At 56.1% G+C, this 20,760-nt stretch carries 23 protein-coding genes; 7 read left to right on the forward strand and 16 right to left on the reverse strand.

Annotation, left to right across the window (positions count from 1 at the left end; all coding sequences use genetic code 11):
* Positions 1-511: 511 nt before the first annotated feature.
* From nth to blr, 11 genes are all read right to left on the reverse strand, one after another.
* Complete coding sequence (gene nth, locus NWP14_RS03365; protein WP_095103115.1) at positions 512-1,150, reverse strand: endonuclease III; 639 nt, start codon at positions 1,148-1,150, stop codon at positions 512-514.
* Entirely contained in the window at positions 1,150-1,854 is a 705-nt protein-coding gene (locus NWP14_RS03370) for an electron transport complex subunit E (RefSeq protein ID WP_095103117.1), read from the reverse strand. Before NWP14_RS03370 ends, nth begins: the two co-directional genes overlap by 1 nt.
* Positions 1,855-1,857: 3 nt before the next feature.
* Positions 1,858-2,478 carry an electron transport complex subunit RsxG gene (rsxG, locus tag NWP14_RS03375; RefSeq protein ID WP_375214770.1) on the reverse strand — a complete coding sequence of 207 codons (621 nt, stop codon included), beginning with the start codon at positions 2,476-2,478 and terminating at the stop codon, positions 1,858-1,860.
* A 9-nt stretch (positions 2,479-2,487) separates the two neighbouring features.
* A complete protein-coding gene (gene rsxD, locus NWP14_RS03380; RefSeq protein ID WP_346431397.1) occupies positions 2,488-3,540 on the reverse strand; it encodes an electron transport complex subunit RsxD in 1,053 nt (350 codons plus the stop codon).
* On the reverse strand, positions 3,541-5,715 hold the full coding sequence (rsxC, locus tag NWP14_RS03385; RefSeq protein WP_375214771.1) for an electron transport complex subunit RsxC: 2,175 nt from the start codon (positions 5,713-5,715) through the stop codon (positions 3,541-3,543).
* Positions 5,708-6,286, reverse strand: a complete 579-nt coding sequence (rsxB, locus tag NWP14_RS03390; RefSeq protein ID WP_095103126.1) for an electron transport complex subunit RsxB — start codon at positions 6,284-6,286, stop codon at positions 5,708-5,710. The genes rsxC and rsxB overlap by 8 nt, the downstream gene beginning before the upstream one ends.
* Position 6,287: 1 nt before the next feature.
* On the reverse strand, positions 6,288-6,869 hold the full coding sequence (gene rsxA, locus NWP14_RS03395) for an electron transport complex subunit RsxA (RefSeq protein ID WP_095103128.1): 582 nt from the start codon (positions 6,867-6,869) through the stop codon (positions 6,288-6,290).
* A gap of 78 nt (positions 6,870-6,947) precedes the next feature.
* Positions 6,948-7,388, reverse strand: coding sequence for a DUF2569 domain-containing protein (locus NWP14_RS03400; protein ID WP_095103130.1), 441 nt, complete (start codon positions 7,386-7,388; stop codon positions 6,948-6,950).
* Between the two features lie 179 nt (positions 7,389-7,567).
* On the reverse strand, positions 7,568-7,783 hold the full coding sequence (gene ydgT / locus NWP14_RS03405; protein ID WP_041147653.1) for a transcription modulator YdgT: 216 nt from the start codon (positions 7,781-7,783) through the stop codon (positions 7,568-7,570).
* A gap of 364 nt (positions 7,784-8,147) precedes the next feature.
* Positions 8,148-9,518: a GH1 family beta-glucosidase gene (locus NWP14_RS03410; protein WP_095103132.1), complete on the reverse strand. Its 1,371-nt coding sequence runs from the start codon at positions 9,516-9,518 to the stop codon at positions 8,148-8,150.
* Positions 9,519-9,633: 115 nt separating this feature from the next.
* On the reverse strand, positions 9,634-9,771 hold the full coding sequence (blr, locus tag NWP14_RS03415; protein WP_072051871.1) for a division septum protein Blr: 138 nt from the start codon (positions 9,769-9,771) through the stop codon (positions 9,634-9,636).
* Positions 9,772-9,961: 190 nt separating this feature from the next.
* On the opposite strand from blr, the gene NWP14_RS03420 reads away from it, so the two are divergent.
* Positions 9,962-11,002: an oxidoreductase gene (locus NWP14_RS03420; protein WP_331834328.1), complete on the forward strand. Its 1,041-nt coding sequence runs from the start codon at positions 9,962-9,964 to the stop codon at positions 11,000-11,002.
* Positions 11,003-11,039: 37 nt separating this feature from the next.
* Here NWP14_RS03420 and add read toward each other — a convergent pair whose 3' ends face one another.
* Positions 11,040-12,041, reverse strand: coding sequence for an adenosine deaminase (gene add, locus NWP14_RS03425; RefSeq protein WP_375214772.1), 1,002 nt, complete (start codon positions 12,039-12,041; stop codon positions 11,040-11,042).
* Positions 12,042-12,262: 221 nt separating this feature from the next.
* On the opposite strand from add, the gene NWP14_RS03430 reads away from it, so the two are divergent.
* From NWP14_RS03430 to metQ, 4 genes are all read left to right on the forward strand, one after another.
* Positions 12,263-13,213: a GNAT family N-acetyltransferase gene (locus tag NWP14_RS03430; RefSeq protein WP_375214773.1), complete on the forward strand. Its 951-nt coding sequence runs from the start codon at positions 12,263-12,265 to the stop codon at positions 13,211-13,213.
* Between the two features lie 234 nt (positions 13,214-13,447).
* Positions 13,448-13,663 carry an RNA chaperone/antiterminator CspA gene (cspA, locus tag NWP14_RS03435; RefSeq protein ID WP_041145816.1) on the forward strand — a complete coding sequence of 72 codons (216 nt, stop codon included), beginning with the start codon at positions 13,448-13,450 and terminating at the stop codon, positions 13,661-13,663.
* Between the two features lie 528 nt (positions 13,664-14,191).
* The gene (locus NWP14_RS03440) at positions 14,192-14,380 is read left to right on the forward strand and encodes a cold-shock protein (protein WP_071844929.1); all 189 of its coding nucleotides are present in this window, start codon (positions 14,192-14,194) and stop codon (positions 14,378-14,380) included.
* 346 nt (positions 14,381-14,726) lie between these two features.
* On the forward strand, positions 14,727-15,542 hold the full coding sequence (gene metQ / locus NWP14_RS03445; RefSeq protein WP_095103142.1) for a methionine ABC transporter substrate-binding lipoprotein MetQ: 816 nt from the start codon (positions 14,727-14,729) through the stop codon (positions 15,540-15,542).
* A 44-nt stretch (positions 15,543-15,586) separates the two neighbouring features.
* Here the strand turns inward: metQ and NWP14_RS03450 are convergent, their stop codons facing one another.
* The 3 genes from NWP14_RS03450 to yedE all read right to left on the reverse strand — a co-directional run bounded on the left by NWP14_RS03450 (position 15,587) and on the right by yedE (position 17,756).
* Positions 15,587-16,033, reverse strand: a complete 447-nt coding sequence (locus NWP14_RS03450) for a GNAT family N-acetyltransferase (protein ID WP_095103144.1) — start codon at positions 16,031-16,033, stop codon at positions 15,587-15,589.
* Between the two features lie 281 nt (positions 16,034-16,314).
* Positions 16,315-16,548: a sulfurtransferase-like selenium metabolism protein YedF gene (yedF, locus tag NWP14_RS03455; protein WP_041145813.1), complete on the reverse strand. Its 234-nt coding sequence runs from the start codon at positions 16,546-16,548 to the stop codon at positions 16,315-16,317.
* Positions 16,545-17,756 (reverse strand): selenium metabolism membrane protein YedE/FdhT, encoded by a 1,212-nt coding sequence (gene yedE / locus NWP14_RS03460; RefSeq protein ID WP_095103146.1) that lies wholly within the window; start codon positions 17,754-17,756, stop codon positions 16,545-16,547. Before yedE ends, yedF begins: the two co-directional genes overlap by 4 nt.
* A 264-nt stretch (positions 17,757-18,020) precedes the next feature.
* Here yedE and NWP14_RS03465 point away from each other — a divergent pair, with 264 nt between their 5' ends.
* Together NWP14_RS03465 and NWP14_RS03470 are read left to right on the forward strand one after the other, a co-directional pair.
* Entirely contained in the window at positions 18,021-19,049 is a 1,029-nt protein-coding gene (locus NWP14_RS03465; protein ID WP_095103148.1) for a CorA family divalent cation transporter, read from the forward strand.
* An 84-nt stretch (positions 19,050-19,133) separates the two neighbouring features.
* Positions 19,134-19,493 (forward strand): TonB family protein, encoded by a 360-nt coding sequence (locus tag NWP14_RS03470; protein WP_331834325.1) that lies wholly within the window; start codon positions 19,134-19,136, stop codon positions 19,491-19,493.
* A 52-nt stretch (positions 19,494-19,545) separates the two neighbouring features.
* On the opposite strand, the gene NWP14_RS03475 is transcribed toward NWP14_RS03470, so the two are convergent.
* Positions 19,546-20,718, reverse strand: coding sequence for a MalY/PatB family protein (locus NWP14_RS03475; RefSeq protein ID WP_375214774.1), 1,173 nt, complete (start codon positions 20,716-20,718; stop codon positions 19,546-19,548).
* Between the last annotated feature and the right edge of the window lie 42 nt (positions 20,719-20,760).

Consider the following 20,760-nt stretch of genomic DNA (forward strand, 5'->3'; position numbering starts at 1 on the left):
CAGGTAATGTTCACTATCCTGACCGTTCAGGCAATAGCTTTGTAATACTCTGTTACACATAACCGAGGCGTTATAATACGCCGGTCATTCAAATGTTATGCAGAGTTAAACTTCACCGTTTCGCCATTGGTGATATTTTTATCTGTCTGCATCCGCATGGCGGCGCATAAAGGCGATATATTCTGCTGATCAGCCTTGAACCCAGTGATATAGGCCATAATCCTAAAAAATGATGGGGTATTGTCCTGATAAGCAGGGCTCGGATATTGCAATTGCTGGCTTTAACTATCAAATAAGCAACAATAAATTAACATTGAGTTGCATGGATGATCTGGATCACAAATGTATAGAAATTTTTTCTTCGTAAAAAATGATTAACCTGGCTGAGAGTTATATGAGCAGACGATCACCCTGTTAACTGGCGAAATTATGGCGAAAGTGGCAGGGATGAAAGGGTATGAACAGAACCATTACCACAGACAGGGTAATGGTTCTGCTCAGGGAGCGGACATCAGGCAGCGTAGACCTTCTCTTTGAACTCGCAGAGGTCCTCGATCAGGCAGGAACCGCAGCGCGGCTTGCGGGCGATGCAGGTATAGCGGCCGTGGAGAATAAGCCAGTGGTGGCAGTCCACCTTAAACTCGGCGGGAACCACCTTCAGCAGCTTCTCTTCAACCTGCTCGACGTTCTTACCGGGGGCAAATTGTGTCCGGTTGCAAACGCGGAAAATATGCGTATCTACCGCAATCGTCGGCCAGCCGAAGGCGGTATTGAGTACCACGTTGGCGGTTTTGCGCCCGACGCCGGGCAGCGCTTCCAGCGCGGCTCTGTCCTCTGGGACTTCGCCATTATGCTGCTCCAGCAGGATCCGGCAGGTCTTAATGACGTTTTCCGCTTTGCTGTTAAACAGGCCGATGGTTTTGATATACGACTTGACCCCATCGACGCCCAGGCTAAGCATCGCCGCCGGGGTGTTGGCAACCGGATAGAGCTTCGCCGTCGCTTTATTGACGCTGACGTCGGTCGCCTGCGCCGAGAGCAGTACGGCGATCAGCAGCTCAAACGGCGAGCTGAAATTGAGCTCCGTGGTGGGATGCGGGTCGTTATCCCGCAGGCGGGTCAGAATTTCCAGACGTTTGCTCTTATTCATCAGGCTTTCCCGGTGGCGTCAGAGGGCGCAACGACCGGGGTTTCGGCGCTTACCGCCCGGGCCTTGCGCTGCTTGCTTCGCTCATCAATAAGATATTTGACCGCCAGCATCATTCCGAGGCCGATAAACGCCCCCGGCGGCAGCATCGCCAGCAGGAAGGGGGTATCGGTATGGAAGACCTCGATGCGCAGCGCTTTTGCCCAGCCGCCGAGCAGACTATCCGCGCCGTCAAACAGAGTACCGTTACCAATGATCTCACGCAGCGAGCCGAGCACAAACATGGCGCAGGTGGCCCCCATGCCAATTGCGAAACCATCCAGCGCCGACAGAGCCGGGCCCTTTTTGGCCGCAAAAGCCTCGGCGCGGCCGACGACAATGCAGTTAGTTACAATCAGCGGGATAAAAATCCCCAGCGACTGATAGAGGCCATAGGCGTAGGCGTTAATCAGCATCTGCACGACGCTCACCACCGAGGCGATGATCATCACGTAAATTGGAATACGGATCTCGGCCGGCGTCCAGCGGCGCAGGCTGGAGATAGTCAGGTTGGTCAGGGTCAGAACCAGGGTGGTTGCCAGCCCTAATCCCAGCGCGTTGGTGGCGGTGGAGGTCACGGCAAGCAGGGGGCACATCCCCAGCAGCTGGACCAGCGCGGAGTTGTTTTTCCACAACCCCTGAACAATAACGTCTTTTACTTCGCTCATGCTCTAGTCTCCACAGGCGGTGAATTCGGGAATCTGCGTTGGCAGCGTTTGTGCATACAGGCCAGCGCGCTTAACCGCGTTGACGACCGCGCGCGGCGTAATGGTCGCGCCGGTAAACTGGTCAAAATCGCCGCCGTCTTTTTTAACCGCCCAGCGGCCGTCATTCTGCCCGTGGATAACTTTGCCGGCAAAATGGGTGATCCAGTCAGAAAGACGCAGCTCAATTTTATCGCCAAGGCCCGGCGTTTCGTGATGTTCGGTCACCCGGGTGCCGAGGACGGTACCTTTAAAGTCGGCGGCGACCAGCAGCTGAATCGCCCCGGAGTAGCCGTCTGGCGCGGTGGTTTCCATTACCGCACCCACCGGGATGTCGTTATTTTTAGCAATCCAGATCTTACGCTGTCCTTTCCCCAGCTCCGGGGCGGAGACCAGATAACAGCTCTTCAGCAGATCGTTATTATACAGCTCTGCGGGCAGAACCTGGTCAAATAGCGCCTTTTGCTGCTGAGCCGCCTGATCTTCAATAGTCGATTTGGTCAGCTCATTGATAGCCGCCGTCAGGCCGGTGGAGCCGGCGGCGAAAAGCGCCAGCGTGATGCCGTGTTTGCGCATGCTTTTTAACATGACGGGTCCTCAGCGGTGGCCATACACGCGGGGACGCGTGTAGTAATCAATCAACGGAACGGTAATGTTCGCCAGCAGCACCGCGAAGGCAACGCCGTCAGGATAGCCGCCGAAGCTGCGAATGAGCCAGACCAGCAGACCCGCCAGCGCGCCGAAAATAAGGCGTCCGCGGTTGGTGGTGGAGGCGGTTACCGGATCCGTCAGAATAAAGAACGCGCCGAGCATGGTGGCGCCGGACAGCAGATGTATCTGCGGCGCGGCCAGGCTCTGCGGCGAGAAAAACCAGCCGAGCGCGGAGCATACGGCCAGACTCAGCAGGAAGCTGAGCGGAATATGCCAGCGAATCGTCTTCTGCCACAGCAGGAACAGCCCGCCGACCAGATAAGCGATATTAACCCACTGCCAGCCAAGCCCCGCCAGCGTGCCGCCGAATATCGGGTACTGGAGGATCTCCTGCACCTTATGGCCGGCGTGCAGGGAGGTTTTAAAGGTGTCCAGCGGCGTGGCCTGGCTGATACCGTCGACCCCGAGGCGCAGGGCGTTCATATCGCCCCCGGAGGCGGTATGGCCGGTGAAAATGACCCGCAGCGCGTCGGTAAAGCCTGGAATGTGGGCCGCAATCTCCTGCGGCGGCAGCCAGGAGGTCATCTGCACCGGGAAGGAGATCAGCAGCACGACGTAGCCAATCATGGCCGGGTTAAACGGGTTATGCCCCAGCCCGCCGTACAGCTGCTTGGCGATGATAACGGCAAAGGCGGTACCGAGGACAACCATCCACCAGGGCGCAAGGGGCGGAATACTGACGGCCAGCAGCAGGCCGGTCAGCAGCGCGGAGTTGTCGGCCAGAATGGCGGCAATATTCTGTTTTCGCAGTTTGAGGATGGCGGCTTCGGTTCCCCAGGCGGTTAAGGCCGCCAGGATAAGCTGCAGCACGGTGCCCCAGCCGAAAAACCAGGTCTGCACCACGATGCCGGGTACGGCGGCGAGCAGCACCAGCAGCATAATCCGCGAGGTCTGACGCTGGTTGTGGGTATAGGGAGAGCTTGCGATTCTGAAAACCATTTAATCCTCGTTAACTGCCTGCCGGGATGCTTTCCTGGCCTGAACTCGGGCGATTGCTTCTGCGACTGCAGCCTTGCGCGGGTCGACCGCCTCAGCCGCCGGCGCGGCAGCGACGTCAGCCTGCTGCTGTTCGGCCTTGCGGGCCTTGGCGCGGGCGATTGCGGCTTCTACCGCGGCCTTGCGCGGATCGACGACCTCAGCCGCCGGCGCGGCCACGACGACGTCAGCCTGCTGCTGTTCGGCTTTGCGGGCCTTGGCGCGGGCGATAGCGGCCTCTACCGCGGCTTTGCGCGGATCGACGGTCTCAGCCGCCGGCGCGGCAGTGACGTCAGCCTGCTGCTGTTCGGCCTTGCGGGCCTTGGCGCGGGCGATAGCGGCTTCTACCGCAGCTTTGCGCGGGTCGACGCCCTCAGCCGCCGGCGCGGCCGCGACGACGTCAGCCTGCTGCTGTTCGGCTTTGCGGGCCTTGGCGCGGGCGATAGCGGCCTCTACCGCAGCTTTGCGCGGATCGAGACCTGCGCTGGCCGGCTGCTCAGGCGCGATCTCAGACTGTTCGCTTTTACGGGCGCGAGCCTGGGCTTTACGCGCTTCGCGCGCGGCGATGGCTTCGCTATTATCCGGCTTAGCGCCCGCCTGAATGATAATCGGCTGCGCCGCATCCTGCTGTTTTTCCCGCACGCGGGCGAGGGCGGCGTTAATCGCCTCGCTATCTTTCGCTGCGGGCTGTACGGCAGACTGCTTATGCCGTTCAAGGCGCGCGGCCTTATCGCGCTCCAGACGCGCCTGGCGGGCTTCAAAACGGGCTTTGGCTTCGGCCGCGCGCTTCTCTTCCAGGCGAATCTCCGCGATCTCGGCCTTCTCCTGACGGAAGTACTGCACCAGCGGAATATTGCTCGGGCAGACCCAGGCGCAGGCGCCGCATTCAATGCAGTCGGCCAGATTGTGGGTCGTGGCCTTGTCGTGCTGCTGGCCTTTACTGAACCAGTACAGTTGCTGCGGCAGCAGATCGGCAGGGCAGGCATCGGCGCAGGCGCTACAGCGGATGCAGCCTTTTTCTTCTTCCGCCTCGCCCATTTCGCTGGCCGACGGGGCCAGCAGGCAGTTGGTGATTTTGACAACCGGCACGTCGAGCCACGGGAGGGTAAAGCCCATCAGCGGGCCGCCCATAATCACCATCGGCTCAGCGCTGGGGCAGAAACCGGCGTCATCCAAAAGGTGGCGCACCGGCGTGCCCAGGCGGGCCCAGACGTTGCCCGGGCGCGAAACCGCTTCCCCGGTTAAAGTCACTACGCGTTCGGTCAGCGGTTCGCCATCAATCACCGCGCGTTTAACCGCGTAGGCGGTGCCGACGTTTTGCATCAGGACCCCGATATCGGAAGAACGGCCGCCGTGGGGAACCTGCTTACCGGTGAGGATCTGCGTCAGTTGCTTAGCGCCGCCGGAGGGATATTTGGTCGGGATCACGCGCAGGGAGATGCCGTGCGCGTCGCTGAGTACCGCACGCAGCATGGAGATAGCCTGCGGTTTGTTGTCTTCAATGCCGATCAGCACCTGGCTCGGCTGTAATATATGGGCCAGGATGCGAATGCCGTCGATAATCTGCGCCGCGCAGTCCTGCATCAGGCGATCGTCGGCGGTAATGTAGGGCTCGCACTCGGCGGCGTTAATAATTAAAGTGTCGATTTTGTCGCCGCCGCCGCGCAGCTTGATCCCGGTGGGGAAGCCGGCGCCGCCCAGCCCGGCAACGCCGAACTGATGGATGCGCTCGATAAGCTCATCCCGGGATTTGCTCTGGTAGTCACTCCAGCCGTCGCGTTCAATCCAGCGGTCTTCGCCATCGGCATCAATGATAACGCTCATCTCCGCCAGCGCGGAGGGATGCGCCGTCGAATGCGGAGCGATGGCGCTGACGATACCTGACGTCGGGGCGTGTACGGGCAGCATTTTTCCCCAGCCGCGGGTAAGCGGCTGGCCGCGCAGGACGCGATCGCCAGGCTGCACGCACAGCTCGCCCTCCGCGCCAATATGCTGCTTCAGCGGAATAACAAACTGCTGCGCAAGGGAGACCTGGCGCAGCGGCGTACCGTTTGACTGGGTTTTCATCTCCGGCGGATGAATACCGCCGTTGAAATCCCAGACCTTGTCTTTTTTGAACGCGGAAAATAGCTTAAACATGTTGTTCCACAGGAATGATGCGCACCGGGATGGTGTGTAGATCCCATTTCCAGGTTGCGGTGGTCGTCGCAACCGGAACCATCTCTATACACTGCGTCGGGCAGGGGGCGACGCAAAGATTACAGCCGGTACAGAGGTCGCTCATCACCGTATGCATCGCGCGGGTCGCGCCGACAATGGCGTCAACGGGGCAGGCCTGGATGCATTTCGTGCAGCCAATACAGTTTTTTTCGTCGATGACCGCCAGCATATGCACGGGCTCGGCCTCCTGCGCATCGCCGTCAGCAGGCTGCGGGTCGACGTTCAGCAGGGTGGCAATTTTTAACATCACCGCTTCGCCGCCGGGGGCGCAGCGGTTGATTTTCTCACCCTGCAGGCCTACCGCTTCCGCATAGGGACGGCAGCCGGGGTAGCCGCACTGGCCGCACTGGCTTTGCGGAAGAAGTTCGTCGATCTTTTCAACGACCGGATCGTCTTCCACCTCAAAACGGCGGGAGGCATAACCCAAAATTAAGCCGAAAATCAGCCCGAGAAGGCTAATAGCAATGACGGCTATCCAGACAGCACTCATATTACAACTTCACCAAACCACTAAAGCCCATAAATGCCAGCGACATTAAACCTGCCGTCACCAGCGCAATGGCGTTACCGCGAAACGGCGCCGGGACGTCCGCAACCACCAGACGCTCGCGAATGGCGGCAAACAGCACCATTACCAGAGAGAAGCCGACCGCCGCCGCAAAACCATACAGCGCGGACTGCAGAAAATTATGTCCAAGGTTAATATTCAGCAGCGCCACGCCGAGCACGGCGCAGTTGGTGGTGATCAGCGGCAGGAAGATACCCAGCAGGCGATACAGCGCCGGGCTGGTTTTGCGCACCACCATTTCAGTGAACTGCACGACCACCGCAATGACCAGAATAAAGGTCAGCGTGCGTAAATAGACCAGATCCAGCGGGATGAGAATCCAGGTATCAATTAACCAGGCGCAGATAGAGGCTAGCGTCATCACAAAGGTGGTGGCCAGCCCCATTCCCATAGCGGCCTCCAGCTTTTTGGAAACCCCCATAAACGGACACAGCCCAAGAAACTTCACCAGCACGAAGTTATTAACGAGGACGGTACCAATAAAGAGCAGTAAATAATCAGCCATCAATTCGACCTGAAACGGAAAAAGCCGCCTATTATCGAATAAAACGATACCGGCGACAACAGGTTAACTGTGGGGTTATTACGGATTGACAAAGGTCCGTTTAACCCGTTCGGAGCGCTTGAAGTAAGGAACCAGCAGCGCGGCAGCAAGGAGTGGGAACAGCAGCTGGCGCAGGGCCAGAATGTCCGATATTGGCGAGAAGGCAAAGGCTTTAATCGCCAGCAGCAGTGAAATCAGCAGCCAGATAATATAGTGCTTCGGCACAATCTTTCGCCGTTTGAAAAAAGCCAGCGTCAGCCACAGGGTGTAGTACCACATGGCAACGGCGAACAGCAGAGACGCAATCCAAAGGATAAGATTCCCGGCGCTCATTGCGCCCAGCAAGGAGAACGTTTGGGGCGCCATTAACGCATTGGCAAATATAAGCAGCGATAGCGAAGCGCTTAATAGCGCCACCAGCAGCCACGCGAGCGGCCCCAGCAGCCATCCGCCAATTCGTTCTGCAGAGTCAGAGGACATACTTTCTCCCGGATTTAACGCCAGTGATATACCCGTTGAGCGTCAGGCTGCACGCGCTTGCCTGAGCAAGCGTCCGCATATTCGTGCTGCTCGCCCGGCGGGCCAGCGCTCAATTTATTCAGGTACAGATCAAAATCAAGGGCGGGAGTATAAGCAACTGGCGTGCTTCAGAACAGTCTTTATTGCACGTAACGCCAGACTGACTTAGGAACCTGTCCAATATCGAACAGTTTACCGCCAGAAACCAGCTCGGCCCGGCGATGGTCAGCGGCGCGGTACATGTTAACAATCTCTTCGTTATCGGTCAGGGAGTAGTTAAGGTGGTCAAAAAGTTTTTCCAGACTTTCCAGCGAGCTGATTTTACGAAATTTTAATAAATAGTCCTGAACGGTCATTTGCGTATCCATTTTATAATCGGAATAAATATAAGCCTATCCCATCAGGCTATTCTGTTTGCCATTTTGGCTCAGGGCCGCGCTCGCATCCTCACGTACTGCGCGTACGCTGCGGTTGTTCCACGTTCCCGGCCTCCAAACTGGCGGCAACAATGACCCTTGGTGGGATAGCTTCTAAGTCGAATATTACCAGCTTTCAGTAAACCTGTTCTCAACCAGCGGCACCTTGTTAACGGGCCTGGGCGGAATTATTTCGGTTGTAAATACTAAAGACAAGAACTGATTACATTCCTGGTGTAGTAATAAGAAATTTAAGAATATTCTAGCGCTGAATCAGGCGCCGGACGGCGCCTGGAGGAGAAGATTAACGCTGTTGGCCGCGGGTGGCAATAACGTTTTGATACCAAAAATAGCTCTTTTTCCGTTTGCGGGCGAGCCCCTGCTGATGGTCGACAAAAACGAAGCCGTACTGCTTCTGATAGCCGTTCAGCCAGCTCAGCAGATCGATAAAGGACCAGGGATAATAGCCGCGCACGTCGGCCCCGGCGTCCAGCGCTTTTTCCAGCGCATCAATGTGGGCGCTGAGGTAGTCGATACGCGGATCGTCGACAATTTCGCCGTCAATAATCGGGTCTTTGGCTCCTAAACCGTTTTCGGTGATGTAAATCGGGATATCGCCGTAGCGCTCCTTAATCATCATAATGCCGTCCGTTAACCCCTGCGGCCAAATTTCCCAGCCCCATTCGGTATAGGTGCTTTGCGGATTACGGACGAAACAGAACAGGCCCTCTACGCCAGGCTCGCCGCCGCTTAATCCTTCCTGCGGATGGGCAGAAACGGTTTCGCGGCGATAGTAGTTGAGGCCGATAAAATCGCTGTGGTTTTCTCGCAGCAGCGCGTCATCTCCGGGGGCAAAGCGCGGGACGCCCCACAGCGCCTGGGTTTGTTGCAGCAGCTCTTCGGGATAGGTGCCTTTCAATACCGGGTCGTATAGCCAGTGGGTATGGATGGCGTCCGCCAGCTCGGTCGCCCGACGATCCTCATCGCTATCGGTGAGCGGCGTATGCGGCTGGAGAACGTTGACGAAACCAATTTCACCCTTAACGCCCATTTCACGAAACGCTTTAATCGCCATCGCGTGGGCCACAAAAACGTGGTGGCAGGCCTGAATTGCGCGGGCCGGGTCGCGGACCGCCGGCGGATGGCAGCCGTTAATGTAGCCATGTCCAATAAAAACGATGGTCTCGTTAAAGGTGGCCCACAGTTTGACCCGCGAACCGAAACGCGCGTAGCACAAGCGCGCGTATTCGGCGAAGGCCTCCGCCGTGCTGCGGGCTTCCCAGCCGCCTTCATCCTGCAGCGCCTGCGGCAGATCCCAGTGGTACAGCGTAATCATGGGCTCGATATTATGCGCCAGCAGTTCGTCGATCAGATCGCTATAAAACTGAATGCCGGCTTCATTTACCTCACCGCGGCCGCCGGGCAGCAGGCGCGGCCAGGAGATGGAAAAGCGGTAGCTCTGCAGGCCCATTTCGGCCATCAGCGCGACGTCTTCGCGAAAGCGGTGGTAGTGATCGACGGCAACGTCGCCGTTAGTCTCCTGGAAAGTGGTGCCCGGCTGGTGAGAATAGATGTCCCAGATCGACGGTCCTTTCCCGTCGGCATCGTGGCCGCCCTCAACCTGATAGGCTGCGGTAGCGGCGCCCCATAGAAAATTTTGCGGAAATGCGGCCATCAGAAAGCTCCTTAGCAAATGATAAGGAGAGTGTAATGAAGGGCAATATGCATATGCAACCGGTTTCAGAAACCGGTTGCATACTTGCGAAGCGGGTCACTCTTTAGCGTTAACGCTATTTTGTTTGCACAACGTTAGCGGGAGGCGGGGATTGGTAGTTATCAATGTGATGAGCGATAACTAAAAGCAGGGCTGAAACGCCAAAAACAACCCAACCTATAAGCTCGACAATTCTGCTGAAAACGGCTGCCATAGTTCTGCTATTGAAAGTTAAAACAGAGGTAAATGTTACTAAATGAGGCGAACAACGCAAGTATTAGCTGGCGTTGTTTTGGTGATTGATGCAAGAGTGAGCGGTCGATAATGCATAAGTAAAGCTAATAAGACATTTGAGTCCTATAGTTATGGTGAATCCCCGAACTTTTCGCCAGAGAGGTTGCAAGATGAGTGACAATATTCGCGTCGCAATAATCGGCTACGGGTACGCCAGTAAAACGTTCCACGCGCCGCTGATCGGCGGTACGCCGGGAATGACGCTGGCCGCAGTGTCGAGTAGCGATGAAAGTAAGGTGCGGATCGATTGGCCGACGGTGCGCGTTGTCGCCGAACCCCGCCAGCTGTTAGACGACCCCAACATCGACCTGATCGTGATCCCTACGCCGAACGATACCCATTTCCCGCTGGCGAAGGCCGCGCTGGAGGCGGGCAAACATGTGGTGGTTGATAAACCCTTTACCGTGACACTGTCACAGGCCCGGGAGCTTGACGCCATTGCCAGAAGCCGGGGGCAGCTGCTTTCGGTGTTCCATAATCGCCGCTGGGACAGCGATTTTTTGACGGTCAAGTCATTGATTAACGAAGGGCTGCTGGGCGAAGTCTGCTATTTCGAATCGCACTTCGACCGCTACCGTCCCCAGATACGCAACCGCTGGCGTGAACAGGGCGGTCCTGGAAGCGGGATCTGGTTTGATCTTGGACCTCATCTTCTCGATCAGGCAATCAACCTGTTCGGCCTGCCGGTCAGCATGACCGTCGATCTCGCCCAGCTGCGCCCGGGAGCGCAATCTACCGACTATTTCCATGCGGTGCTGGTTTACCCGCAGCGTCGGGTGATCCTGCACGCCACTCTGCTGGCAGCGGCGGAAACGGCGCGCTATATCGTGCACGGATCGCGGGGAAGCTATATCAAATATGGTCTGGATCCGCAGGAGGAGCGGCTAAAAAACGGCGAGCGCCTTCCGCAGGAAGACTGGGGATACGATATGCGCGACGGGACCCTGACGCGCGTAGACGGCGCGGATCGCAGCGAGGAGAGCTGGCTAACGCTGCCGGGCCACTATCCGGCGTACTACGCCGCCATCCGCGATGCGCTAAACGGAGAGGGCGAAAATCCGGTACCGGCGGGTCAGGCTATTCAGATTATGGAACTGATCGAGCTGGGGATTGAATCAGCAAAGCATCGGGCCACGCTGTGCCTGATTTGAGGGGAAACGCCCGGCAGGAGTTCCGCCGGGCAGGAACCTAGGCGCGCTGCACGCGCTGAATCAGCGCCGCTTTTTCCTGTGCGCTGAGGAAGGCGAGCTCCAGACCGTTGATTTGCGCCTGGCGAATTTGCTCCCGGCTCAGGCCCGCGGCCGGGGCGGCCACGTTGTATTCATGAATAATATCGATGCCCTGTACCGCCGGATCGTCGGTATTAATAGAGGCCAGCACGCCGTGTTCGAGGAACGTCTTTAACGGATGCTCGGCCAGCGATGCGACGGTGCTGGTCTGAATATTCGAGGTCAGGCAGGATTCAATACCGATACGCTGCGCGGCTAAAAAGTCCATCAGCGCCGGGTCCTGCACCGCTTTCACCCCGTGGCCGATACGCTCCGCGCCCAGCTCACGAATGGCCTGCCAGATGCTTTCCGGGCCAGCCGCTTCCCCTGCGTGAACGGTAATACGCCAGCCGGCGTCGCGGGCTTGCGTAAAGTGTTCCATAAACAGGGCCCCGGGGAAACCGAGTTCGTCACCGGCGAGGTCGAGAGCGGTAATGCCGTCGCGGTGGGCAAGCAGCGCGTCAAGCTCCTGCTGGCAGGCGGCCTCGCCGAAGGTTCGGCTCAGGATACCAATCAGCCGCGCCTCAACGTTAAAATCGCGGCTCCCGTCGCGCACGCCGGCAATCACCGCCTCAACCACGCCGTCAACCGGCAGCCGGTGGGTCATCGCCATATAGCGCGGGGAAAAGCGCAGCTCAACGTAGTGCAGGCCATTGCGGGCCGCGTCCTCGACGTTTTCATACGCCACGCGACGGCACGCTTCCAGCGAAGCGAGAACCTTTACACCCCAGTCAAGTTTGGCAAGGAAGCTCACCAGATCGGGTTCATTGCTGGTGACCTGGACATGTGGACGAAGGGCGTCGAGAGTGGTTGCCGGGAGCGCGATGTCAAACTGGCGGCCAAGATCGAGAATCGTTTGGGCCCGGATATTGCCGTCAAGATGGCGATGAATGTCGGTTAATGGCAAAGTTGAATCAATCATGGTCGCACTCATTTTTTAGTAAAAGTGCACATCATTATACATCAGGGTTATAACTGTTTAAAAGTATTGAAAAAAACCTGTCTATACAAGCATCTGGGGGCATAACGGCAACGCTTAGCTCAATTTAAGATCCAGCCAGGCTGCGGCCCGTCCCGCCGCGTTGACAGTCCGCTGCGGGATATGGTTGTATTATACAACTATGCTGTCAGGAGCGGTTGTTTATGAATAGCGAAATGCAGATCGTTGAAGAAATACGCGTGGCTTCTCGTCAGATGGTACGGGAGCTCGGATTCATGAACAGCACTCTGGCAGCGAGCGATTACTCCCCCTCCGTAGTCCACTCTTTGCTCGAAGTGCACGCGCAGGAGCTAATGACGGCGGCGCAGCTGGTGCAGATTCTGGGTCTTGAGAAGTCCAGCGTTAGCCGCATGTTGGCAAAACTGGTTCGCGCCAATGAGCTGGAAGAAGTTCTGTCGGCTGAAGATGCCAGGGTCAAGTATCTGAGGCTGACGGTAAAAGGCAGGGATACGGTGGCGAAAATTAATAGCTATGGTAACGAACAGGTGCTTGCCGCGCTGAAAAAAATGCATCCCCACCAGCAGCAGACCGTGGCGCAAGGGCTTACATATTACGCTAACGCCTTAGCCGCCTGTCGTGAAAACAGCGAGAACGTTACTCGGGATAGCTTTGACATTATCCCCGGCTATCATCCGGGAATGATTGGCCGCATCGCTGAAATGCACGGCAGCTACTATGCCAGAGAGCATCATTTCGGCATCTTCTTTGAATCCAGGGTTGCCGCTGGGCTGGCTGATTTTTCTGGCCGTCTGGATAGGGCATGCAATCAGATCTGGCTGGCCATGCTGAACGGGCGTATTGTTGGCTCGGTCGCGATTGACGGCGACGATCCTGGCAACGGTGAAGCGCATCTGCGCTGGTTTATACTCGACGATGGATGTCGTGGCAGCGGCGTGGGCAGAAAGCTGCTCGCCGAAGCGATGAAATTCTGCGCAGAGAGCGGCTTCAGTACCGTTCAGCTATGGACGTTTAATAAACTTACGGCCGCTCGTCGGCTATATGAATCGTTTGGCTTTAAGCTGGTAAAAGAGTGGCAGGGCGACCAGTGGGGAACCCTTGTCATGGAGCAGCAGTTTACCTGCACGCTGCGCTAAATGGTAACGGCTTCCCGGCGGTGACGGAAAATAATGCTTGCTATCGATGGTTATCTATGTGATCAATAGCAGGTCGGTTTGGTACACAGAACCAATAAAGCGGTTTAGTAAAGCAGTCCTCATCTCAAGCGTTATTCCTAAATAATCCTTTTTTCGAGCCTCCTTATCGTTATTAATTAATTTCTGTGATGCGAACTTTTTCGCCGCAAGGCTTTGAACATTGGGATAATACTTATGTCTGGTAAGATGATTGGTTTAGTAAAATGGTTTAACGAAGGTAAAGGTTTTGGCTTTATTTCTCCTGTAGACGGCAGCAAAGATGTTTTTGTGCATTTTTCTGCGCTGCAGGGCGATGGCTTTAAAACCCTGTTTGAAGGGCAGAAGGTCGAGTTTACTATCGAGAGCGGTGCTAAAGGCCCTGCTGCCGGTAATGTCGTTCTGCGTGATTAATTAATTTTGCGTTTTTATGAATCTGCGATAACGATGACGGTGTAATCCTGAGTAGTCAGATTGATAAAAAACGCGTGCGGTCATCGTGAAGTCGGTAGCGTCTACCGGCTTTAATACCTGCGGCAGGTTGGCTTTTGTCTGGAATTTCAGCAGGCTAAACGTCGTATGGGTGCTGTGGCATGAAGCGTTTTACGGGCTGATGCACTCTAAATCATTACCCCGAGCGACCATGCATCGAAGGAGTGACCGCCTCCTGAAGCAGTACATTGTGTAATTTTTTGTATTTCGTATGCCTGCGGGCAAATTAAAAACCAACAACATCCAAAATAATCGCTGATAAAGTAACATGGTTTTATCTGAAATGGTTTTCAGATTTAGCGTTAAGAAATAATGACAATGATGTCTTTGTTCTACCAACCATTCGAACAGTGATTTCCGCTGTCATTGAAGGTCAAGAAGAGCCTTCAGTTAAATATGGCTAAATGCCCCTGCGGTAGTGAATGTTGTAGCAAATAAAAGGCTAACATCATGACTGACCACATTCATTTCAGGTGCCCATGCTGCCATGGGTCACAGTACAGAACATCAAACTACGATGTATCTGAAAGCAATCCATTCGGTGCGAAGTGTATCTTTTGTAAATCCTCGATGATTACATTTGATAATATTGCCCCCTATATTTCGGCAAAAGCAGCCGTATCTGGATTACGCAATTAAGCAGAAGGCCCCGGAAGGGGTCTTTTAATATCCGTGCGGCGGCGCTGGGTTTGTCCACAGCATCATGAAATCTGCTCGCGAGGCGTTAACGCCCGCGCATTTGATGCGCTTCTGCGCCATCCGTACATCAAGCCCCGGCCATCGCCGGGGCTTTGCTATTTTAGCGATCGGCGTAGGCTGCGCGTAGAGCGTGCGGGTCAACAGAGGCCTGGCGGCCGGGCTCATAGCAAAACGCTATTAATCATAGTGAATCAGTATTTAATTTCAGAGATGAGATTTTTTATAGTTCCTGGCGCTACTTTTCCTGCAATGACTGGCAGGCTATTTTAAAAAGGACCCTGGGACTATGGTATTCACTCTAAAAAAATTTGCTGTTTCGCTGGCCGTTGCCGGCTCGCTGCTCCTGACCGCCTGCGGACCCGCCGGACAGGACCCTAATCATATCAAGGTTGGGATCAGCGCCGGTATTGACCAGCAGGTGTGGTCGGTGGTGCAAAAGGTGGCGAAAGAGAAGTACAACCTCGACGTCGAAGTTGTGACCTTTAACGATTTCGTGCTGCCGAACGAGGCGCTCAATAACGGCGATCTGGACATTAACGCTTTTCAGCATAAGCCGTATCTGGATAAGCAGATTCAGGAGCGCGGCTACAAGCTGGTAGAGGTGGGTACCACCTTTGTTTACCCCATCGCCGCCTATTCAAAGCAGATTACCGCTATTGACCAGCTGCCGGACGGCGCGCAGGTTGCCGTACCGAACGATCCGACTAACCTTGGTCGCTCGCTGCTTCTGCTGCAAAAGCAGGGGCTGATTACCCTTAAAGAGGGCGTTGGTCTCCTGCCGACCGCGTTGGATATCGTCAACAATCCGAAGCACTTAAAAATTGTTGAGATTGAGGCTCCGCAGCTGACGCGGGCGCTGGACGATCGGCAAATATCTCTCGCGGTTATCAATACGACGTTTTCCAGCCAGATCGGACTATCGCCGAGCCGTAACGGGCTATTCGTCGAAGATAAGAACTCGCCGTACGTCAATATTTTTGCCAGCCGCGTCGATAATAAAGATAGCGATAAGGTAAAAAATTTGGTGAAAGCGTATCAGACCGATGAGGTGGCCGCGGCGGCGGCGGAACTGTATAAAGGCGATGCGGTTAAGGGCTGGTAATCTCTCTTTCGATATCAGGGCGAGGCCCTGATATCGAATATCGCCTATTTGTTCAGCATTTTATTGTAGACAAAAAAGTCCGTATCTCGCACAAAGCCGTTGCGCTCGTACAGCCCCTGCGCCGGGACGTTGTCGGTCGCGGTGCTGAGCATGATAAATGCGGAATCTGTTTCCGCAGCCAGCTGCTCGGCGCGCTCAATCAGCTTCTGCGCGACGCCATGTTTACGCGATTTGGCATCGACGAAGAGATCGTAAAGCAGCCAGATCCTTTTCATTTCTAATGAGCAGAACAGGGGATAGAGCTGCGCGAAGCCGACGGGCTGGCCGTCAATTTCCGCGAAAAAGATAACCGATTCATTAAGCTCTAAACGTTTGAGAATAAAGTCACGGGCCTGAGCCGGCTGCGCCTCAACCTGATAAAAATGACGATAGCCTAGATACAGCGGCAAAATTTTATCGACGTCCTGGGGCTGAGCTTGAAATATGTTCATTACGTACCTCACACTAAAAGTAAGATAATTGTATTACAAATAGGCTTCGGGTAAATACCTGAGGAACGCCTTCAGGCCGCTGTACGTCGAGGTTGCCGCGCGCGCGGCGTCTTATTTCCGTCCGTCCGCCGTGCGAATTGCCTGAGGGGCGGAAATAATGCGGGGGAATAACGATCGAAGTCATATCGTAGCCAAAAAATAGCCGCTTATTGTTCGACGTTGCTAATTTTCTGGCCGATCTGCCGGCCGGCGGCGGGGCGCCAGCCGGCCTTTTGGCTGATCTATTTCTGAATCAGGTAGCGGATTGTGGGCCCGTCCTGCTGAATATCCAGAACGGTATAGCCGTAGTTTTTTGCATCGTGCGGAATGTTGTTGATCGACTGCGGGCAATCGCTGACCACTTCGAGAATTTCCCCTTTCTTTAACGACGGCATCGCTTCAAGCGTCGCGACGGCAGGATAGGGGCAGGGCTCGCCGACCATATCGAGGCGATAATCAGGAACGATAGTTTTCATGCGGTTTCCTTAGCGCCGGCAAGGGCAGCGGATTTTTGACGGAAAAAGCGTTTCTCCCAGGCAATGACCAGCATCAGGGCGATAAACAGCAGGAGATAGGTTACCAGCAGGCCGCCGAAAGGACCGAAGGTGCTCAGCAGATTGACCTTATCCCAGCTTGTGGCCAGCGCCGGCGACAGGTCGTCCCAGAAGTAGGCCAGAATGGTTGAGCCGATAACGTTGCCCAGGCCGACCCACCAGTAGTGAACCTGGCCTTCAACGGCGCGATACATCCAGCCGGTTTCACAGCCTCCGGCGAGAACAATCCCAAAACCGAACAGCAGACCGCCGATGACCGCATTAGGGCCGGCCCACATAATTTTCGGCTCCATCCCGAGCTGCACGTAGCTAAAGATGCCTATTGCGCTGGCGGCCATACCGAAAATAATGGCTTTGGCCATATAGGTCCGGCCGGTTATCCACATATCGCGAAACGCCGAGGTAAAGCAGATCTGCGCTCGTTCGATCAGCAGACCGAAACCGACGCCAAACAGCATGGCCAGGCCCAGCTTCGGCCGGTCGACCGCGGTCAGCAGTCCCCAGGCAATCATGGCGAAAAAGACCAGCATCCCGAGACGAAAACGGCGCCGTGCCTGCTGAGGTTTTTGGGTTAACGGCGAGGCCGCGGAGACTTTCTGCATCTTCACCGCGATACGAAAAACCGGCAGCAGGGTAAAGCGGGCGCCAAACCAGGTCCCAATCGCGGTGGCGATGGCGAAAAACCAGGCGTGCAGCGAGAACTGTGGGATCCCGGTGAAAAATGCCGCCAGGTTACAGCCCATCGCCAGGCGGGCGCCGAATCCGGCAATAATACCGCCAGCGACGGCCTGGATAATGCGGATTCGGCTACGCGGCATACGCAGCTTAACGTTATTAGCCCAGAGCGCGGCGGCAAAACAGCCGCCAAACATGCCAATAATCATCATTCCATCAATGCGGGTTAACGGCGTCCCGTCGAGGTGAATGAGCTTATAGTAGCCCCACTGCTCGCTATGTACGCCGGCAAGCTGCAGTAATTGCCCGCCCCAGCGGGTAAATTCGCCGGTAACGGCCCAAAAGGTGCCGGTAATACCAAAGTAGTAAGTAGAAAGAATACCTGCGGCAATAACCGCCGGGGCGGGAGCCCAGAATTTAATCAGGTAGGTTTGTTTAAATTGTTGCCATGTCATAGAGCTGCCTCTGAACTCAGAAGGTAAATCACCCCTGGCGGGGTTTAAGAGGAGGGAATAATACGCTGACCGGCATGACAAAACGCTCGACGGGATCAAAAGGAATATTTTTCCTGCGCGGAATTAGCGCCCGGTTGATAAATCGAATATGTCAGCCAGGTTACTGTTTTATGAACAAATCATTAACCTTGCCAAGGTGGATAAAATAGCGAAAGATGACCGCGTTCGGGCCTGAATACTGCTCAATGAGATCCTGAGGGATATATGAGTCAAGACGTTACGTTAAAAATGTTAAAGCCCGATTTTGATATGGAAGTGTCCGGGTTGGTTTATGGCTATCTGTTCCGCGAAGGCAATGCGCCGCGGCAAATATCCTCGAATGAGGTCTGCGCCCAATATCATGAGCTGGTCGGAGGAAATGATTTCGTCTGGCTGCATCTCAACCTGAATCATGCCACTGCCGAAAAATGGCTGATGGCGCATTTTCCCGTCGATGACTTCTTCTTTGAGGAAATTCGCGATGGTTCCCACACTACGCGCATCGAACGTCAGGGCGATAACCTGTTTGCCGTCCTCAACGATGTGCTGTTTAACCCCAAAGAGACCACCTCTGAAACATCAACGCTGTGGCTGTATTGCAGCCAGAAGCTGGTGGTGACGGCGCGCTATAAACCGCTGCGCTTTATTGAATGGATGCTGCCGCGGCTGGCAACGCTAAAGGTGAACTCCTCTACCGAGCTGCTGGCCTTTTTGCTGGAAGAGCAGGAAGAGGTGCTGGAACAGGTCGTCAGGCAGGCAAGCCGCCACGTCGATGCTATTGAGGAGCGCCTGTTAAGTAACCACGTTCAGCGCAACCGTGCCGATCTGGCGCGCCTGCGGCGCATGCTGCTGCGCTTTCAGCGCCTGCTGGCGCCGGAACCGGCGGCGATGTTCCGTCTGCTGAATCGGCCCCCGGCATGGATCGACCGCGCGGTAGTTCAGGAGTTTCGCCAGTTCACGGAGGAGTTTACGGTGGTGCTGAATGATTTGTCCGGCCTGATTGAGCGTATTAGCCTGCTCCAGGAAGAGATTAGCGCCAGGCAAATGGAGCAAAGCAACCGCACGCTGTATACCCTGACGGTGATTACCGTCCTGGCGCTGCCGATTAACATTGTGGCCGGTTTCTTCGGCATGAACGTCGGCGGGATCCCGCTGTCGACCAACCATCATGGCTTCATTTTACTGGTGCTCATTGTCGGCGTCTTTACGATCGGCGCCGGCTATCTGGCCTTTCGGCGGCGGGACGATCTTTAGGCGCCAGCTATGATTTTCGGTAGAAGACCGCGGCGCCAGCTTGCGCTACCTTATTGAGAGGAATTATCAATAAGGAGTTATGGGATGACGAGACTAAGCGCAATGCTGGCTCCGGGCCTGCTGCTGTTGCTGCTGTCGGGCTGCGCCTCCGACGGCGTAAAAAAACCGTTACCGCAGCCGAAGCCGCTGAAAAGGAGCCAGCCTGCCTATCCGATCGTGGCTCGCGCCAACCATCTGACGGGCTACGTTCAGGTTGTCTATGATGTCAACGCGCAGGGCAAAGTTGCGGAGCTGCGGATTGTGGACTCGCAGCCCCGCTATCTGTTTGATGAGGAGGTGGTGCGGGCGATGGCGCAGTGGGAGTTCGAGAAGAATAAACCCTACAAGGATCTGGAGATGCGCTTTAACTTCCGCCTCGCGCAGCTCAACCCGCCCGGCCAGTGAAAGCGCGTGGATGAGCGTTACGCAGCGGCCCCGCGTAACGCCTCGCGAAGTCCTACGTCAGCGAACGCAGGGCGGCAATCAGCCCCTGAACCCCTCTCTCAAGCTTCACCCGCGGACACCCGGCGTTGAGGCGCACAAACCCCGCGCCTTCTTCGCCGTAGGTCGAGCCCGGCATGATGGCAATCTTTTGCTCGTGGATTAACGCGTGCTGCAGGGCGCTATCGTCAACCTTGAGCGCCCGCAGGTCAATCCACGCAAGATAGGTCGCTTCCGGCGGACGCCAGTTCAGCTGCGGGAAAGCCTGATTCAGCTCCCGGGCGATATAGCGCAGGTTTTCCTGCAGATAGTCCCGCAGGGCGTCCAGCCAGCCGGCGCCTTCGCGATAGGCGGCAATATGGGCAACCAGCGCCGGTACGCTGGGTGAGGAGAGGCCATCTCGTGATTTCAGCGCGCTGAGGTAGCCATCGCGGGCGGCTGCGTCGTCAATCAGGCCATAGGCGCCGGTTAGCGCCGGAATATTGAAGCTTTTCGACGCGGAGGTGAACAGCGCCCACGGGCTGCGGGCGACGTCGCACCACGGCGTATGTCGGTGGTTTTCCCACGCCATATCCATATGAATCTCATCGCTGATAACCTTGACGCCGTGCTTTTCGCACAGCTGGGCCATCGTTGCCAGCTCATCGCGGCTCCAGACCTTTCCGGTCGGATTATGCGGGCTGCAGAGCAGCAGGATTTTATTGCGCGGCTCGGCCAGCGCCCGCTCCAGCTGAGCCATATCGCTGCGCCACTGGCTATCGTGAACGACGAGCGGAACCGGAACCAGCCGCCGCTGGTTGCCGGCAATGGTCTTATAGAAAGCATCGTAGGCCGGGGTATGTACCACGACGCCGTCGCCCGCATCGGACCACTGGCGAATGGTTTCCGCCACCATGTAAATCACCGATGGCCCGTAGACGATAGTATCGCGATCGATGGGGCTCTGAAAACGGCTGGAGAACCAGTGGCTAACGGCGCCGAGAAACTCATCGTTTTTCCAGCGGCTGTAGCCCAGCACGCCGTGGGCCAGACGCTGGCTGATGGCATCAAGAATGCAGGGCGCGGCGGCAAAATCCATGTCGGAGATGGTGAAGGGCAGCAGCTCGGCGGTGCCGAAGCGGTCGGCGACGTAATCCCACTGCGTACACCAGGTACCGTGGCGATCGACGGGCGTTGAGAAATCAAACATCGGAACTCCCTTTATCTGAACCCCCTCCGGGCGGGAGGGGGC

Source organism: Klebsiella sp. C349492, from assembly GCF_042055345.1.
GTDB lineage: Bacteria > Pseudomonadota > Gammaproteobacteria > Enterobacterales > Enterobacteriaceae > Klebsiella > Klebsiella scottii.